Origin of the sequence: Brevibacterium limosum (genome assembly GCF_011617705.1) — a bacterium.
Classification (GTDB): domain Bacteria; phylum Actinomycetota; class Actinomycetes; order Actinomycetales; family Brevibacteriaceae; genus Brevibacterium; species Brevibacterium limosum.
This window is the reverse complement of sequence record NZ_CP050154.1, coordinates 96,573-112,789: the sequence shown is the minus strand read 5'-3', so window position 1 is coordinate 112,789 and position 16,217 is coordinate 96,573. Positions and strand designations below refer to the sequence as shown.

The 16,217-nt window shown below is 65.4% G+C and carries 14 protein-coding genes; 10 read left to right on the top strand and 4 right to left on the bottom strand.

Annotated features, from left to right (window positions below; translation table 11 throughout):
- Nucleotides 1-20: 20 nt before the first annotated feature.
- Nucleotides 21-1,025, bottom strand: coding sequence for a LysR family transcriptional regulator (locus GUY37_RS00500; RefSeq protein WP_166820887.1), 1,005 nt, complete (start codon nt 1,023-1,025; stop codon nt 21-23).
- A 91-nt stretch (nt 1,026-1,116) separates the two neighbouring features.
- On the opposite strand from GUY37_RS00500, the gene GUY37_RS00495 reads away from it, so the two are divergent.
- On the top strand, nt 1,117-2,661 hold the full coding sequence (locus tag GUY37_RS00495; protein ID WP_228278275.1) for an aminotransferase class I/II-fold pyridoxal phosphate-dependent enzyme: 1,545 nt from the start codon (nt 1,117-1,119) through the stop codon (nt 2,659-2,661).
- A gap of 305 nt (nt 2,662-2,966) precedes the next feature.
- The gene (locus GUY37_RS00490) at nt 2,967-4,505 is read left to right on the top strand and encodes an MFS transporter (protein WP_166820884.1); all 1,539 of its coding nucleotides are present in this window, start codon (nt 2,967-2,969) and stop codon (nt 4,503-4,505) included.
- 292 nt (nt 4,506-4,797) lie between these two features.
- Here the strand turns inward: GUY37_RS00490 and GUY37_RS00485 are convergent, their stop codons facing one another.
- Nucleotides 4,798-5,544, bottom strand: a complete 747-nt coding sequence (locus GUY37_RS00485; RefSeq protein ID WP_228278274.1) for a GntR family transcriptional regulator — start codon at nt 5,542-5,544, stop codon at nt 4,798-4,800.
- Between the two features lie 188 nt (nt 5,545-5,732).
- Here GUY37_RS00485 and GUY37_RS00480 point away from each other — a divergent pair, with 188 nt between their 5' ends.
- Nucleotides 5,733-7,856 carry an oxidoreductase gene (locus GUY37_RS00480; protein WP_166820879.1) on the top strand — a complete coding sequence of 708 codons (2,124 nt, stop codon included), beginning with the start codon at nt 5,733-5,735 and terminating at the stop codon, nt 7,854-7,856.
- Entirely contained in the window at nt 7,853-8,899 is a 1,047-nt protein-coding gene (locus GUY37_RS00475; RefSeq protein WP_228278273.1) for a proline racemase family protein, read from the top strand. Before GUY37_RS00480 ends, GUY37_RS00475 begins: the two co-directional genes overlap by 4 nt.
- Nucleotides 8,900-8,917: 18 nt before the next feature.
- Here the strand turns inward: GUY37_RS00475 and GUY37_RS00470 are convergent, their stop codons facing one another.
- A complete protein-coding gene (locus tag GUY37_RS00470) occupies nt 8,918-9,886 on the bottom strand; it encodes a quinone oxidoreductase family protein (RefSeq protein WP_166820877.1) in 969 nt (322 codons plus the stop codon).
- Between the two features lie 45 nt (nt 9,887-9,931).
- Between GUY37_RS00470 and GUY37_RS00465 the strand changes: the two genes are divergently transcribed.
- The 6 genes from GUY37_RS00465 (at nt 9,932) to GUY37_RS00440 (ending at nt 15,773) form a co-directional block, all read left to right on the top strand.
- Nucleotides 9,932-10,612: a TetR/AcrR family transcriptional regulator gene (locus tag GUY37_RS00465; protein ID WP_166820874.1), complete on the top strand. Its 681-nt coding sequence runs from the start codon at nt 9,932-9,934 to the stop codon at nt 10,610-10,612.
- A gap of 92 nt (nt 10,613-10,704) precedes the next feature.
- On the top strand, nt 10,705-11,643 hold the full coding sequence (locus tag GUY37_RS00460; RefSeq protein WP_166820872.1) for an ABC transporter permease: 939 nt from the start codon (nt 10,705-10,707) through the stop codon (nt 11,641-11,643).
- On the top strand, nt 11,643-12,584 hold the full coding sequence (locus GUY37_RS00455; RefSeq protein WP_166820869.1) for an ABC transporter permease: 942 nt from the start codon (nt 11,643-11,645) through the stop codon (nt 12,582-12,584). Before GUY37_RS00460 ends, GUY37_RS00455 begins: the two co-directional genes overlap by 1 nt.
- A gap of 2 nt (nt 12,585-12,586) precedes the next feature.
- Complete coding sequence (locus tag GUY37_RS00450; RefSeq protein WP_166820867.1) at nt 12,587-13,402, top strand: ABC transporter ATP-binding protein; 816 nt, start codon at nt 12,587-12,589, stop codon at nt 13,400-13,402.
- Entirely contained in the window at nt 13,399-14,232 is an 834-nt protein-coding gene (locus GUY37_RS00445; RefSeq protein WP_166820864.1) for an ABC transporter ATP-binding protein, read from the top strand. Before GUY37_RS00450 ends, GUY37_RS00445 begins: the two co-directional genes overlap by 4 nt.
- Nucleotides 14,232-15,773, top strand: a complete 1,542-nt coding sequence (locus tag GUY37_RS00440; protein ID WP_166820862.1) for an ABC transporter substrate-binding protein — start codon at nt 14,232-14,234, stop codon at nt 15,771-15,773. Before GUY37_RS00445 ends, GUY37_RS00440 begins: the two co-directional genes overlap by 1 nt.
- Nucleotides 15,774-15,902: 129 nt before the next feature.
- On the opposite strand, the gene GUY37_RS00435 is transcribed toward GUY37_RS00440, so the two are convergent.
- Nucleotides 15,903-16,160 carry a hypothetical protein gene (locus GUY37_RS00435; protein WP_166820860.1) on the bottom strand — a complete coding sequence of 86 codons (258 nt, stop codon included), beginning with the start codon at nt 16,158-16,160 and terminating at the stop codon, nt 15,903-15,905.
- Nucleotides 16,161-16,217: the final 57 nt, after the last annotated feature.

The window sequence follows — 16,217 nt, the reverse complement described above, 5'->3', positions numbered from 1 at the left end:
GCCACTCTGAAACCGCGGCGTCACCGCCACTGCCGGGTGACGGTGCGGACGTCGGCGACCACCTCGGCGATGGCGGCGTTATGCGCATCCACGATCGGATCGTGGCGGGTGCGCGCCGGCGGCTGTGCGGCACGCGACACGAGCAGCACATCGCGGCGACAGTCGCTCAGCGGCATCGGGATGACCTCGATGTCCGGGTCGGTCGACAGCGAGGACTCGGGGATCATCGCCACCGCCAGACCGGCCGAGATCATCCGGTTGATGGCCGCATAGTCATCCATCCGCATCCCCACCCGGGGTTCGAATCCCGCGCTCAGACAGAAGGAGCGGACCACCTCATCGATGGCGTCACCGGGGTCGATGCTGAACGCCCAGGTCTGTGAGACGAGTGCCTTGAGGTCCGGCAGCCCGTGGTCGTCCACGCCGATCGGGCCGATGGACTTCGGCACGCACAGGAACAGCCTCTCCGAATACAGGTGGGCGGCGGTGAGCGTCGCCGGAATCCACGTCCGATCGAGATCGGTCGACACGAGCAGCGCGAGGTCGAGATCCCCGGATTCGAGCCGGGAGACGAGCTTCGCGTGCTCGTCCATCGTCACGTCCAGGGCCGCAGTGAGGACATCCGTCCGGTCGCCGGCGACCGCCTCATCGCGGGTCTGCCACCTCGGGCGGACCTGCAGCTGATCGTGCAGGCGCGGGATGACGCGGGCACCGACCGTCGGCACGGCTCCGATGCGCACCGGCACCGCCTGGGATTCCCGCCAGAGGGCCACCTCGGCGCCGAGTCGCTGACACAGACCGAGGATCTCCACAGCCCGGGTCACCACGAGGTTGCCCACTGTCGTCGGCTGCGATCCGCGCGGTGTGCGATCGAGCAGAGTGGCGCCCAGTGCCCGCTCCAGATTGCGCAGATGGTGGTTGACCGTCGGCTGGCTCCACTGCAGCTGCGCGGCGGCCGCGGCCACGGATCCGTTCTCGGCGACGGCACGCAGAGCGGTGAGCCCGCGAGTATCCAGAGGTTCCATTGATCTCCCCCATTGAGTTCAATACTGACTATAGAGCAAGGGAGGAAAGTTGCTATTCTCTCGGACCTGCTCGCCTCCTTAGTCTGGACGCATGACCGTGCACCAGGACTCCCCCATGCCCCCGGCCCCGCACACCTCCTCGGGGTCACCGACGCATCCCGCCCTCACGCAGTCCCGCGCACCCTATGCCGAAGCTCTGGCACACGCGGCCGACCGCAGCTCGCTGTTCCTGTCCACCCCCGGACACGGCGGCACGACTGAGGGCATCTCCGCAGGTCAGGCCGAATTCTTCGGCGAGCACACCCTCTCCCTGGACATCCCCCCGCTCTTCGACGGCATCGACCTCGGCGTCGATACCCCGAAGGACGAAGCCCTGCGCCTGGCCGCCGAGGCCTGGGGCGCCCGCCGCACCTGGTTCCTCACCAACGGCTCCTCGCAGGGCAACCGCATGGCCGCCCTGGCCGTCGGCACCCTCGGGTCCGGCGTCGTCGCCCAGCGCAGCGCGCATTCGAGCTTCATCGACGGCATCGTGCTGGCCGGACTCAACCCCGGCTTCGTCTACCCCAACGTCGACGAGGTCAACGGCATCGCCCACGGCGTCACCCCCGACGCCCTGCGCCGGGCCATTCGCAGCCATCCCGAGCCGGTGACCGCCGTCTACCTCGTGACCCCGAGCTACTTCGGTGCCGTCGCCGACGTCGAAGCCCTCGCCGAGGCGGCTCACGAATCGGGTGCGGCACTGATCATCGACGCCGCCTGGGGTGCGCACTTCGGCTTCCACCCGGACCTGCCGGCCTCCCCCGTCACCCAGGGCGCCGACATCGTCATCATGAGCACGCACAAACTCGCGGGCTCGCTCACTCAGTCCGCGCTGCTCCACCTCGGCGACACCGAGTTCGCCGATCGTCTCGAACCGGCGCTGGCCCGCGCCTTCATGATGACCGCCTCGACGAGCGAGAACGCGCACCTCATGGCCTCGATCGACCTGGCCCGGCGCGAACTCATGACCTCGACCGAGGCGATCACGGATTCGCTGGAGAACATCCGTCAGATCCGCGCGCAGATCGAGGCGACCGACCGCTACCACCTGCTGTCCGGCGAGTTCCTCGGCCATGCCGATGTCGTCGACATCGACCCGTTCCGCCTGCCCATCGACATCACCGCCACCGGACTCGACGGTCACACGGTGCGCAAGCGCCTGGCCGAGGAGTTCGACATCTTCCCCGAGATGTCGACGGCGACCACCCTCGTCGCACTCATCGGCATCGGAAAGTCCCCGGACATCGGCCGCCTCATCGATGCCCTGGAGATCCTGCGCCTCGAAACCGCAGACTCCGCCTCGGCGACGAGCCCGGCAGCCGCCCTCCCGCCGCTGCCCACGGCCGGCCGACTGGCCATGACCCCGCGCGAGGCGTATTTCGCCGGTTCCGAACTCGTCACCGCCGCCGAGGCGGTCGGACGGGTGAGTGTGAGCTCGCTGGCTGCGTACCCGCCCGGGATCCCCAATGTGCTGCCCGGTGAGGAGATCACCGCCGAGACGACCGGCTTCCTCCAGGCCGTGGCGGCGAGCCCCTCCGGCCACGTCCGGGGTGCCGTCGATCCCGGCCTCGAGACCTATCGCGTCGTCAGGGACTGATCGATCAGCGCTCCGGCCGATCCCGATGCCCTCGGCCGACAACGTCACTGGACAAGTGACGCTGCGAATTAGGCTATATCCTTGTTGCGTATCTTCTGGACCACTGGACGGATTCCAACGAAGGCAACTGCCCGCGGGTGCATTCGGCGTGAACTGTGTCACAATTTTTATTGACATGCTTTCACCGCCACGTAAGGATGTTCTGCATTGTCGAAATTCGACAGCAACTGCCGCGCAGAGTTCGCTCCATTCCGGCGACTCGGCACTGCAACTTGCCCAGCAGCAGCTGAAACGAGGAACCACTGATGCCAGAGGCCCACGACAGACCCGCGCAGAAAGACAAGAAGCCGACCCGCAGGGAACGGCGTGCGATCAAGAAACAGAAGCGGTTCGAGGCCGATGACTGCATCGTCGTCGAAACAAAATCGATCCGCACCGCCATCGGCGGCACCACAGTCGGCAACTTCATGGAATGGTTCGACTTCGGTGTCTACGGCTACCTGGCCGTGACGATGACCTCGGTCTTCACCGAAGGCATGGATCGACAGATGGGTCTGCTCGTGACCCTCCTCGGCTTCGCCGTGTCCTTCCTCGTCCGCCCGCTCGGCGGCATGGTGCTCGGACCGCTCGGCGACAAGATCGGACGACAGAAGGTCCTGTTCTTCACGATGGCCACGATGGCCACCGCCACTGCCCTCATCGGCGTCCTGCCTACCGCAGCCCAGGTCGGCCTGTGGGTGATCGTCCCCCTCTACCTGCTCAAGATGATCCAGGGCTTCTCCACCGGCGGCGAGTACGCCGGTGCCACCACGTATGTCTCCGAGTTCGCTCCGGACAAGTCCCGCGGCTACTGGGCCTCCTGGCTCGATGTCGGCTCATACCTCGGCTTCGCCGCCGGCGCCGGAACCGTGGCCATCACAACAGTGGTCACCACGTCCATCAACGGCGAGAACGCCATGCTCGACGGCGGCTGGAGGATCCCGTTCCTCATCGCCATCCCGCTCGGTGCCGTCGCCATCTGGTTCCGTCTGAAGATCCCGGAGACCCCGAGCTTCGAGTCGAGCGAGGAAGCCGGCCGCGACGTCAAGGTCAAGGACGACAAGTACGCCCGCCACGGTCTCATCGGCGTCGTCCGCCACTTCTGGAAGGAGATCCTCATCGGCATCGCCGTCGTCGCCGGCTCCCAGACGGTCGGCTACGCACTGACGAGCTTCATGCCCACCTATCTGGAAGAGACCGTCAAGGTCTCGAACGTCCAGGCCGCCGTGGCCACGATCCCGGTCCTCGTCATCATGTCGCTGTGCCTGCCGCTCATCGGCAGGCTCTCCGACAGGCTGGGACGCAAGTTCGTCTTCCTCGCGGCCGCGATCATGACGATCGTCCTCATCGTTCCCGCTTTCGCCGTCATGCAGATCGGTGAGATGTGGGCGGTGATCGTGGCCCTGTTCATGGTCGCCCTGCCCGCCGGGTTCTACATCGCGTGCCTGGCCTCGACGCTGCCGGCTCTGTTCCCGACCGCGTCGCGCTACGGTGCGATGGGGCTGACGTTCAACCTCGGCGTCTCCCTGTTCGGCGGCACCACGCCGCTGTTCGCTCAGGCACTCATCGACCTCACCGGCAACTCGTTTATGCCCGCGTTCTACATCATGTTCTTCTCGGTCGTCGCGCTCGTCGCCGTGCTGCTCATGAAGGAATCGGCACACAGGCCGCTGCCGGGCTCATTCCCGACGGTGAACACCCACGAGGAGGCCGAAGAGCTCGCTCGCACCCAGGCCGACAACCCGGACATGGACATCGATTCCATGCCGATCGTCGACATCGACCCCGACAAGGCACCTGCCTGATCGAGGTGAGAACCTATCGGCTGCGATGCCAGATCGAGTGCAGAAGAAGCTGGGCCGTTCCGTTTCGGGGCGGCCCAGCGTCGATTCGTCGTTTCTCGGTGCGATTCGTAGGCGTGAGCAGGCGGCTAAGGCCATTTCGGTACTGTCTTCTCTGAACTGCTCACGTTCCTCCGTGTGCAGCTGAGAAAAAGGTGTACCGATTCGCCAGGTCGCATCGATGCAACGGCGCCGCAATCGCCTCGTTCAAGCCGCAGCGCGTCTGTCGAAAGGTGCAAGGCTCGACAGTGACGACTCAGCCCTCGGCGTCCGTCGTGGCCGGGAACCGTTTGAAGAAGTAGAGGTTCGACGTCACGAGCTCGGCCGCCTCGGCGGAGTCTCCCGCTTCGATGAGATCGACGATTCTCGGCAGCTCGCCGGCCGAGTCCACTGCGACGGTCCCGATGTGGTCCTGTTGCCGGTAGAGGCGGGACTGATCGCGCAGGCGCAGGCTGATCGATGCCGCCCGCCCGCCGAGACCGAACTCGAGCAGAGCCTCGTGAAACCGGCGGTCCTGCGTGTAGAACTCCGCGAATTCGCCGGCCACGGCGGCGGCGACGGTCGCCTCGGCGAAATCTCGCAATCGTGCGATCGCCTCCGTCTTGGTCGCTGTTTTCGTCGCCCAGATCGGCTCTGCATTCGCCCCGCCTGCTTCCCCGTCAGCGTCCGCCGCACGGCCGACGATGTCATCGCTGCCCGCCTCGGCCAGGTTGCGGGCGGCCGGAACGGCGAGGAGGACGCGGATGGCGATGATCTCCTCGAGGTCCGCCTCGGTGATCGTGACCAGGCGGAAGCCGCGATTGGGCACGGCTTCGACGGTCCCTTCGGTCACGAGCGCCATCATCGCCTCACGCACCGGGCTGAGCGAGATGCCGAGCTGCTTGGCGAGGCCGGCGGCGGAGTAGATGCGATCCTCGGCGAGCTCACCTGCGGTGATGGCATCGCGGATGATGCCCAATGCCTGCTCGCGCAGCGATTCGGCCTGCGGTCTCACTCGCTCCATCTCACACACCCCTTCGAATCGCCGTCGGCCCGCCGGCTCGATCTCTGAGCCCCGATCTGCTCGCCGACTATTGACAGCATATCCGCGAGATCGCACCATTGACGTAGGTAGTCGGTAATCGATTACCCACCTCGACTCCTTACCGGAGTCGTTCCCACAATGACGTTCCTGCAACGAAGGAGGAACCCATGACTGCCGAACCCGCACCCGGCACATCTGCACCGACCACGTCCGCGGCCGACACATCCACCGACCCACTGCTCCGACCGTTCACGCTGGGCCCCGTACAGCTGAGGAACCGCATCGTATCCACGGCGCACGAACCCGCCTACACAGAACTCGGCATGCCCAAGGACCGCTACCGCCTCTACCATCGGGAGAAGGCACGCGGTGGAGTCGGCCTGACGATGACCGCAGGTTCGGCAACAGTCTCCAAGGACTCCCCCGCCGCCTTCGGCAACGTCGATCTCTCCACCGACGAGGTCATTCCGTGGCTGGCCGCGATCGCCGAGGACTGCCACGCCGAGGGCACTGCGGTGATGATCCAGCTCACGCATCTGGGGCCGCGGAACTCGAACTTCACTGCCGACTGGCTGCCGCTGATCTCAGCCGGCCGCCATCGCGAGCCGACTCATCGTTCGTTCACGAAGGCGATGGAGGACTTCGACATCGAGCGGGTCGTCGACGACTTCGCCGCGGCCACGGCGCGCGTGAAGGCGGCCGGCTTCGACGGGCTCGAGTTTCTCCACACCGGGCACCTCATCGACTATTTCTTCGCTTCCCGGTTCAACGACCGGGACGACGAGTACAACGGAGATCTCTCAGCCCGCCTGCGTTTCCCACTGCGAATCATCGACGCGATGCGCAGGGAGTCCACCGGAATGGCGCTGGGCGTGCGCATGTCAGTGCTCGAGCAGGTCGCCGAAGGCACGTCCGAGGAGCAGGCCATCGAGGCACTCACGGAATATGCGGCCCACGGCATCGACTTCCTCAACCTCAATGTCGGGACGATCAGCTCTGATCGGGAACTCGCCGAGGCGATCCCGGGCATGGGCACACCCTCGGCACCTTGGCTCGAGACCTGCCGACGCATCCGTGAGGCCATCGATCTCCCCGTTCTCCACGCCGCGCGCATCGCTGATGCTCCGACCGCCCGCTTCGCGATCGAGGACGGCTGCCTCGACCTCGTCGGCATGACCCGAGCACAACTGGCCGATCCGTATCTGGTGAAGAAGATCGAGGAGAAGCGCGAGGACGACATCCGGCCCTGCGTGGGTGCGAACATGTGCCTCGACTCCATCTACACCTCGGGAGCGGCGACCTGCATCCACAACCCGGCCAGCGGCCGGGAGGCCGACCTGCCCCAGGAGATCCCCCACGACGTCGAGACCGGACCCAAGCATGTCGTCATCATCGGTGCCGGTCCCGCCGGGCTCGAAGCCGCCCGCGTCGCCGCCGTGCGCGGGCACCGGGTGACCCTGCTCGAGGCCGAGGACGCCCCCGGAGGGCAGGTCCGCCTCGCCGCCCGCTCGCAGCGCCGCCGCGATCTCATCGGCATCATCGACTGGCGCGTCCAGCAGTGCAGGAAGCACGGTGTCGATCTGCGCCTGAACACCTTCGCCGAGGCGGACGACATCCTCGCGCTCGACCCCGGCGTCGTCATCGTCGCCACCGGAGGAGTCCCCGACGCCGGGTATCCCTTCCGTGAGCAGGGCCCGAGCTTCGACGTCTGGGACGTCATGGACGACCGGCTCAAGTCGAAGCAGCGGGTGCTCGTCTTCGACGATCATGGGTTCTACCCCGCCCTCGACGCCGTCGAACGTCTGGCTCGGGGCGGCCAGCAGGTCACCTATGTCAGCCCCGAACGCACGATCGGCATCGACGTGGGATCGATGAACTCCCCCGCCTATCTGCAGGCGTTCTCCGAATTCGGGGTCGAGGTCCGCCTCGGCGAGCGCCTGACGGAGAAGCCGCGAATCGAGGGGAAGGAGATCGTGGCGATGCTGCGCAACGACTATTCGGATCGGGAGACCGAGGTCGTCACCGATGCCGTGGTCGTCGATTTCGGGACGACCCCAAACGATGAGGTCTACTTCGAGCTCAAATCGCAGTCGTCGAACCACGGGGCGACGGATCTCGAGGCGTGGGTCCGGGGACGGCCGCAGCCGGATTCCGGTGCCGACCCGGTGAGCACATCCACCGACGCCGAGGCGGGGCCGAAGTTCGCGCTGTACCGGATCGGTGACGCTGTCGCCTCCCGCAATGTGCATGCGGCGGTGTTGGAAGGATTGAGAGTGGGCATGGGTCTGTGAGCACGATCTGCACGAGCATCGACTTCCACACTGCCGGCGAACCGTTCCGGATCGTGGCCGAACCGCCCGTGGACATCCCCGGCACGAACGTGACCGAGCGTCGGGCACTGGCCGTGCCGGGCTCGGCGGTCGATGATCTGCGCAGGCTGCTGTGCTTCGAACCGCGCGGCCATGCGGACATGTACGGCGGCTTCATCACCGCCCCCGATGACGACGGGGCCGATTTCGGGGTGCTGTGCTGGCACAAGGATGGCTTCTCCACCGCCTGTGGGCACGGGACCATGGCGCTCGGGGCGTGGGCTGTGGCGTCGGGAATCGTCGCCGTCGATCCGTCCGGGATCACCGAGGTCACGATCGACGTGCCCTCGGGTCGGGTGCGTGCGCAGGTGCACACGGATGCCGATGGGCGGGCCACCTCGGTGGATTTCGTCAATGTGCCCAGTCGACTCGTCTCCTCGGGGATCACAGTGCCCACTAGCTGGGGACCGGTATCGGTCGACCTCGCGTGGGGTGGGGCGATCTACGCGATCGTCGATACCGCGGAGTTCGACGCCGCCGCAGTCGACGCGACCCGGTTCGGTGCCCCCGGTCGGCAGGTCGTTCCCGAGAATCTCACCGCGCTCATCGCCGTCGGCAGGGAGATCAAGGCGGGTCTCGCCGAGAATCCGCACACCGTCCACCCCGAGGACGACCGCCTCTCCGGCGTCTATGGCACGATCTTCGTCGACCGATTCGGGACCATGCCCGGCGGGGCGCTGCATCAGCGCAATGTCACAGTCTTCGCCGACGGTCAGGTCGACCGCTCACCCTGTGGTTCGGGAACGGCGGCTCGAGTGGCCGCTCTCCATGCCACCGGTGAGCTTCGATCGGGACAGACGCTGATCCATGAGTCGATCGTCGGCACGCGTTTTCGGGCGAGAGTGCTCGAGGAGACCGCTGACGGCGTCGTTCCGGTCATCAGCGGCAGTGCCCACCGCGTGGCAACCTCGACCTTCGAAATCGACCCGCTCGATGACCTCGTGCCCGGGTTCGTGCTGCGGTGAGCCTCCGTTCCTCGCCGATCAGTGCTCGAGGATGATCTTTCCGGTCGTCGCCCGGGACTCGAGCGCTGTGAACGCGGCGGCCACCTCGGTGATGGGGAACCGGTCGCCGATATCGATCTTGAGGTCTCCGCTGCGGATCCAGCCGAAGATCTCGTCCGTGTGAGTGCGGAGCTCTTCAGGGGTCCGGACATGGTCGGCGACGGTGGGACGGGTGAGGAAAAGCGAGCCCGAGGTGTTGAGGGTATTGACGTCGACCGGATCGACCGGTCCGCTGGCGTTGCCGACGACGACGATGGTGCCGCGGGTGGCAACGGCTTCGAGGTCGCCGTCGAAGGTGGTCTTGCCGACCCCGTCGTACACGACCGAGGCGCCCCGGCCGTCGGTGACTGCGCGGGTCCTCTCGGCGAAGTCCTCGTAGCCGAAGATATGGGCGGCGCCGTTCTTCCGGGCGATCTCCGCTTTGGCCTCGGAGGAGGTCGTGCCGATCACTGTGGCTCCCTTGAGCACCGCAATCTGGGTGAGCAGCTGACCGAGTCCACCGGCGGCCGCGTGGATGAGGACGACGTCGCCGGATGAGACCGAGTAGGTGTCCGTGGTCAGGTAGTGGGCGGTGATGCCCTGCATGAGGGCGGCAACAGCGGTCTCGTCATCGATGTCATCCGGCAGCGGCACTGCCTTGTCGGCATTGACGAGCGCGGTCGCTGAGAAGCTTCCCTGACCGCCTGCCATCCAGCCGACGCGATCGCCGATGGAGAAGCCGTCGACTCCGTCACCGACGGCGGTGACCGTGCCGACCCCTTCGACTCCCGCGCGGAAGGGGGTAGGCAGGGCGGCACGTCGCTGGACGACGTCGAGGAAGTTCACTCCCGACTTGCTCAGACTGACCTGCAGCTGACCCTCGGCGGGCGCGGCGGATGCGCTGGAGTCATCAGCGGTGACCACGTATTGTTCGGGTCCCCCGTGTTCGTTGACGATGATCGATGTCATTGCTGCCTCCTCGAAGTCGAGATCGATGCGGACTATAGTCCGGATATGGAAGAGATTACCGGACCGCAGTCCGCTTATGGAAGAGGGGACGAGAAGGTTCTCCCCCTGGTCCCCTCACAGGCGCCTCTGCGCGCCGATGCGCAGAGAAATCGGCGGAAGGTCCTCGATGCGGCCGCTGACATCCTCGTCGAATACGGAGTGGACGGGCTGACGATGGACGAACTCGCCCGGAGTGCCGGGGTCGGCAAAGGCACTCTCTACCGCAATTTCACCGACAAGGCGGGGATCGCCTCCGCCTTGCTCGATGACCGCGTCAGGGACATGCACGCCAGAATGCTGCAGGGGCCGCCCCCGCTGGGGCCCGGCGCCTCAGGAGGCGAGCGCCTCCGAGCATTCGTCGCCGCCTACCTCAACCACATCGCGCGCAATCTCGACCTCGTGCTCCTCACCGAAAGCAGCTCCCCGAAAGGACGCTTCGACCGAGAGACCTACCCCTTCTGGCGGCGCCACGTCGAGATCCTCATCACCGACACCTGGACGACCGGGGCCCCCGAGCCGTCGGACGCGAACGCACCCGAGCCCGATCTGATCCGAACCCGTGCCGAGGCGGTCATGGCAGTTCTGTCCGCCGCACAGATCGATCAGTGGCTGCACAGCCAGGGGCGCGCACTCGACGAGCTGATCCCTCAGATCCAGACGATCGTCACCGCGATCGCCTCACGGTAGGGACCGACACGCCGCATCCCGGATCGCAGAGGCAAGGCGTGGTGCGAATAGACTGACAGGTGTAATCCCGGTCACACTGCGAAGGGGTGGGTGTGGGCAAGTACATCCTCCGGCGTGTGCTGCTGATGATTCCGATCGTGCTCGGTGTCGCCACGCTGTCCTTCATCCTCATGAAGCTGGCACCGGGCGATCCCGCCGCCGCCTATCTCGGCGATAAAGCCACTCCGGAGAACGTCGCTCAGCTTCGTCGGGCCTGGGGCCTCGACGAACCGATGATCATCCAGTATCTCCAGTTCCTTGCGGGCCTTCTCGTCGGTGACTTCGGGCAGTCGTTCATCTTCCAGACCTCGGTGCTCGAGCTGCTGAAGCTGCGGATGCCGGCGACGCTGCTGCTCATGCTCGTGTCTCTGGTGTTCGCTGTCGTCATCTCCGTCCCGCTGTCACTGTGGGTGGCCGCGAAGCGATCTGCCGCCTCGGCGATCGTGTCGAGGGTCTTCGCCGCCACCGTACAAGGCATGCCGGCGTTCTTCGTCGGCACTCTGCTCATCCTCGTCCTCGGCGTGAACCTGGGAATCTTCCCGGTCGGCGGCTACGGCAGCAACTTCGGTGAGCACCTCTACTCCCTCGTCCTGCCCGGACTTGCTGTGGCGCTGACGATCTGCCCCGTGCTCATCCGCAGCCTCACGGCGGCACTGAACGATTCGATGTCGGCCGAGTACACGAACTTCGCCCTGTCGAAGGGACTGAGCAGGAAGCGGACCGTGATCGACTACGCATTCCGCAATGCCGGAATCACGGGTGTTTCGATCCTCGGCATCCAGGTCGGCCACCTCGTCGGCGGTGCGCTCGTCGTCGAGAACGTCTTCGCGATACCCGGAGTCGGCTCACTCCTCATGGAAGCCGTCCTCGCCCGCGACTACGACGTCGTGCAGGCCCTGACCGTGATCTTCGGTGTCCTCGTCGTCCTCGTCTACCTGCTCACCGACGTCGTCTACAGCCTCGTCGATCCGCGCGTGCGTCTGGGGGCCTGATGACCGAACCGATGACCTCCCCAGCGACGGCCGGCCCCGGTGGTCCGGGCGGCAAGCCACCGCGGACTCGCGGCGGCACGGCGTCCCGGGCGACGCCGACCGCGCGGTTCTCGCTTCCCCTGCCGGCGTTCCTGCGGCGGCACAATCTGCAGCTGTGGATCGGTGCGGTCATCCTCGGTGCGATGGTGCTGCTGCTCGCCATCGGACCGCTCTTCGTCACCGATGATCCCAACCGGCAGGACCTGCTCAACACCTTCGCTCCGTCCTCGGTCGCGCACCCGCTGGGCACGGATCAGCTCGGCCGTGACGTCCTCTCCCGCTTCCTCCACGGCGGACGCGTCGACCTCATCGTCGCCGTCGTCGCCGTCATCGTGCCCTTCCTCCTCGGCACCGTCCTCGGTTCGCTGGCCGGGTACTTCGGCCGATGGGTCGACATCGTCATCATGCGCCTGGCCGATATCGTCTCGGCCTTCCCGTTCTACGTCCTGGTCATCGTGCTCGTCTTCGTCATGGGCAACGGCATGGGCAGCATCTTCGTCGCCATCAGCGCCGTGTCCTGGGTGGCCTACGCCCGCATCGTCCGCGGCGAGGTGCTCGTCCTGAGAGAGCAGGAGTTCATCTCCGCCTGCCGCGCCTCGGGGCTGAGCACACCCCGTATCCTGTCTCGCCACATCATTCCGAACACCGTCAGCCAGGGCGTCATCTACGCGATGTCCGACATCGTGCTCAACATCGGAGTCGTCGTCACCCTCAGCTACTTCGGCATGGGCATCGTCCCACCGACCGCCGACTGGGGTCAGATGATGAATGACGGTCAGCAGTACATGGGCACCGGCAACTACGGACTCATCCTGTGGCCGGGATTCGCCGTCGTCATCGTCTCCTTCGCACTGGCGCTCATCGGCGACGGTCTGACGAACACCCTGAAGCCGAAGAGGTGACAATGTCGATTCTCGAAGTGGACTCCCTCACCGTCGACATCGACGGAGAGGCCGGTCGACGCCGGATCCTCCACGACGTGTCGATCAGCCTCGAGGCCGGTGAGCCGATGGGGCTCGTCGGCGAATCGGGGTCGGGTAAGTCGATGACGCTGCGCAGCATCCTCGGAATGCTCCCGCCGGGCGCCTCCGTCGTCGACGGAGAGATCCGATTCGACGGTCGCAATATCCTCTCCTCCGGGCCGGGCGGACGATTCGACCAGCGCATACGCGGCACCGGCATCTCGATGGTGTTCCAGGAACCGGCCATCGCGCTCAACCCGGTGATGAAGGTCGGACGCCAGATCACCGATGCCATCGCCGAGCGCAGGGGGCTGTCGAAGAGGCAGGCGCACGACCTCGCCGTCGAGCTCATGGACCGCGTCGGCATCGCCGAGCCCGACCGCAGAGCGTCGAACTACCCGTTCCAGCTCTCCGGCGGCATGCGTCAGCGCGTGATGATCGCGGCGGCGCTGGCTCAGGAGCCGCAGGTTCTGCTCTGTGACGAACCGACGACCGCGCTCGACGTGACGATCCAGGCCCAGGTGCTCGACCTCTTCCGCTCCATGCAGCAGGACGAGGGGCTCGGCCTGCTCTACGTCACGCACGATCTCGCGGTCGTCGCTCAGCTGTGCTCGACGATCAGCGTGATGAAGGACGGACAGATCATCGAACACGGAGTGCTGCAGGAGGTCTTCGACGCACCTCAGGAGGAGTACACGCGTCGACTGCTCACGGCGACTCCGCGCATCGACGAGGGCGTTGCCGAGGAGGCGCGATGACCGAGACCCTGACTCAGTCTTCGCCGACGCCGGCACCGTCGCTCGGCCTGCGCGCCGAGAACGTCACCGTCACCTTCGGACGCAGTGACCGCGCCTTCACCGCCGTCGACTCCGCCGATCTGCATGTCCGACCCGGCGAAATCGTCGGACTCGTCGGCGAATCGGGCTCCGGAAAATCGACGCTGTCCCGCGTCATCTGCGGACTCCAACGCGAATACGAGGGAAAGGTGAGCGTCGACGGCAGGGAGTTCGCGCAGAAGCGCACGAGCGCACAGTGGCGGATCGTGCAGATGGTCTTCCAGGATCCCTTCGCCTCCCTCGACCCCCGTTACACGGTGCGGGCGACCCTCGCCGAGGTGATCCGCCATCACCGTCTCGCCTCCGGGTCCGCGCTGCGGGACCGCTGCCGAGAACTCATGGAGATGGTGCGGCTGCCCGAGGAGTTCCTCGACCGCACCCCGACCGCTATGTCGGGCGGGCAGAGGCAGAGGGTGGCGATCGCTCGTGCCCTGGCCGTCGAACCCAGCGTCATCGTCGCCGATGAGGCAGTCTCCGCCCTCGATGTCAGTGTTCAGGCGGAGATCGTCGCGCTCTTCGCCCGGTTGCGGGAGGAGCTCGACCTGTCGATCCTCTTCATCTCCCATGACCTGGCCGTCGTCAGAAAGCTGTGCGAGCGGATCTACGTCATCCACCGTGGCCGCCTCGTCGAAGAGAACACCACCGAGGCGATCTTCACGTCCCCGCGCGACGACTACACGAAGACGCTGCTGAAGGCGATACCGACTTTCCACAGCGCCTACCTCGACCGGATCCGAGGAGGTGAAGGGTGATGGCCAGAAGATTCGCAGCAGTGACTGCAGCGCTCTGTGCCTGCCTCCTGGTCCTCGTAGGGTGCGGTTCGGGAGGGGAGAAGACCGCTCGTCCCGGAGGCGATCTCGTCTTCGCTCGCGCCGCCGATGCCACTACTCTTCTGCCGCCGACGACGACCCAGAACGAAGACATCTGGACGCTGCAGCAGGTCTATGAGACTCTCACCCTCAACAAACCCGACGGGTCCGGGGTCGAACCGGGTCTGGCAACCGATTGGGAGGAATCCAAGGACAAGATGTCCTGGACTTTTCACCTGCGCGAGGGAGTGAAGTTCCACAGCGGCAAGACGCTCGATGCCGACGATGTCGTCTTCTCCCTCAACTATGCCCGCGATCAGGAGGATGAGAACAACCTCTGGGCGGCCGAGTTCGATCCGATCAGAGACGTGAAGAAGGTCGACGACAAGACGGTGCGCATCGACTTGAAGCAGCCATGGGGTCCTCTGCCGAGCTATATGGCGCTGTTCGCCGCATCGATCTATCCCGATGACTTCGGCGGACACGACGCCGAGTACATGGCCGCACATGCCGACGGAACAGGGCCGTTCGAGGTCGGCAGATGGAATAAGGGGCAGAGTCTCGAACTGGTGAAGAACCCGGACTACTGGGAGAAGGGCGTTCCCTCACTGGATTCCGTGACCTTCAACGTCGTCGCCGATGACAACACTCGTCGTCTGCAGCTGCAGGGAGGCCAGGCCGATATCAATCAGGAACCTGCACCGTTGAGCATGAGTCAGCTCTCGCGCTCCCAGGACATCAACGCCCAGGCATTCACTTCGACGAAGATCCTCTACTTCAACCTCAACAATAAGGAGAAGGGACTCGACGATCCCAAGCTGCGACGCGCCATGTCATACGCGGTCGACAGGAAGTCCATCGTCGAGGTTGTGTACGCCGGCTATGCCGAGCCCGCGACCTCGTTCATCTCCCCCGGCCTCGCGGGTCATTCGGACGAGGTCGACAGCAGCCAGTTCGACATGGAGAAAGCCAAAGAACTGGTCAAGGAGTCCGATCATCCCGAAGGCATCGACATCACCATCCAGATCCCCTCGGGAGTCGCTGATCGTGAGCTGCTCGCGCAGATCGCCCAACAGGCGTGGCAGGACATCGGGCTGACCGTCCACGTCCAAAAGCTCGACGATGCGACACTGACGACGAACCGGACGAACGGTGACTTCCAAGTCCAGGTCAGCTATGCGACTTCCGATGTCTCCGACACCTCACAGATGATCAATTTCCTCGCCGTCACCGACGACTCCGGAATCCGCTCCGGCTATGCGAATCCCAAGGTGGAGAAGTGGGCGGAGGAGGCCGTGGCCGAAGAGGATCCGGAGAAGCAGAACGAGCTCTACGCCCAGATCCAGCAGCAGGTCGCCGAGGAGGCACCGATCGTTCCGATCGCCTACCAGCGAGCGCTGTACGGGATGAGCAGGGACGTCGTGGATTTCCAGCCCTATGTCCTCGGCACCTACGGGCTGAAGGAGGCGAAGCTCAAACACTGAGCCGGATTCCACCCGGACATGTGCAGCCGCCCCTCCCTCAGGTCCTAACGATCGGGATCCCGACGACATTCTCGGCGTCCAGGGACAGGGATCCGAGTCCCATAGCGGCCGGCCCGACTATCGGTACATTCACCTCGCCGATGACCGGCGGGAGTGAGGCTGTCCCGCCGACGTCTCAACCGGCACATCGTAACGATAGCTGATTGGTTCGCCATTGGTCAGTCCGATGAATATCGGCCGGCCGACAGGCGTGTACCCCGCTTTCCACGTTGCGTCAGTGGCTTCGTCATCGAGTTTCACGATTCGCTCCCCACGTTGGTACACGGACTGAATTCGCTTGGCCTCGATCTGATCGGTCGCGGTGATTTCAATTCTGAGCTTCGGCATGGAACGACCATAGGTCGCTGTTCCCTGAAGATTCCCGTGGGCTGAAACTGAAAATTC

Excerpts from the sequence above, each read along its gene's own strand:
- GUY37_RS00485 (WP_228278274.1), bottom strand. The coding sequence starts at position 5,544 with ATGGAGCGAGTGAGACCGCAGGCCGAATCGCTGCGCGAGCAGGCATTG.
- GUY37_RS00440 (WP_166820862.1), top strand. The coding sequence starts at position 14,232 with ATGGCCAGAAGATTCGCAGCAGTGACTGCAGCGCTCTGTGCCTGCCTC.
- GUY37_RS00490 (WP_166820884.1), top strand. The coding sequence starts at position 2,967 with ATGCCAGAGGCCCACGACAGACCCGCGCAGAAAGACAAGAAGCCGACC.
- GUY37_RS00495 (WP_228278275.1), top strand. The coding sequence starts at position 1,117 with ATGACCGTGCACCAGGACTCCCCCATGCCCCCGGCCCCGCACACCTCC.
- GUY37_RS00500 (WP_166820887.1), bottom strand. The coding sequence starts at position 1,025 with ATGGAACCTCTGGATACTCGCGGGCTCACCGCTCTGCGTGCCGTCGCC.
- GUY37_RS00445 (WP_166820864.1), top strand. The coding sequence starts at position 13,399 with ATGACCGAGACCCTGACTCAGTCTTCGCCGACGCCGGCACCGTCGCTC.
- GUY37_RS00435 (WP_166820860.1), bottom strand. The coding sequence starts at position 16,160 with ATGCCGAAGCTCAGAATTGAAATCACCGCGACCGATCAGATCGAGGCC.
- GUY37_RS00450 (WP_166820867.1), top strand. The coding sequence starts at position 12,587 with ATGTCGATTCTCGAAGTGGACTCCCTCACCGTCGACATCGACGGAGAG.
- GUY37_RS00455 (WP_166820869.1), top strand. The coding sequence starts at position 11,643 with ATGACCGAACCGATGACCTCCCCAGCGACGGCCGGCCCCGGTGGTCCG.
- GUY37_RS00465 (WP_166820874.1), top strand. The coding sequence starts at position 9,932 with ATGGAAGAGATTACCGGACCGCAGTCCGCTTATGGAAGAGGGGACGAG.
- GUY37_RS00480 (WP_166820879.1), top strand. The coding sequence starts at position 5,733 with ATGACTGCCGAACCCGCACCCGGCACATCTGCACCGACCACGTCCGCG.
- GUY37_RS00470 (WP_166820877.1), bottom strand. The coding sequence starts at position 9,886 with ATGACATCGATCATCGTCAACGAACACGGGGGACCCGAACAATACGTG.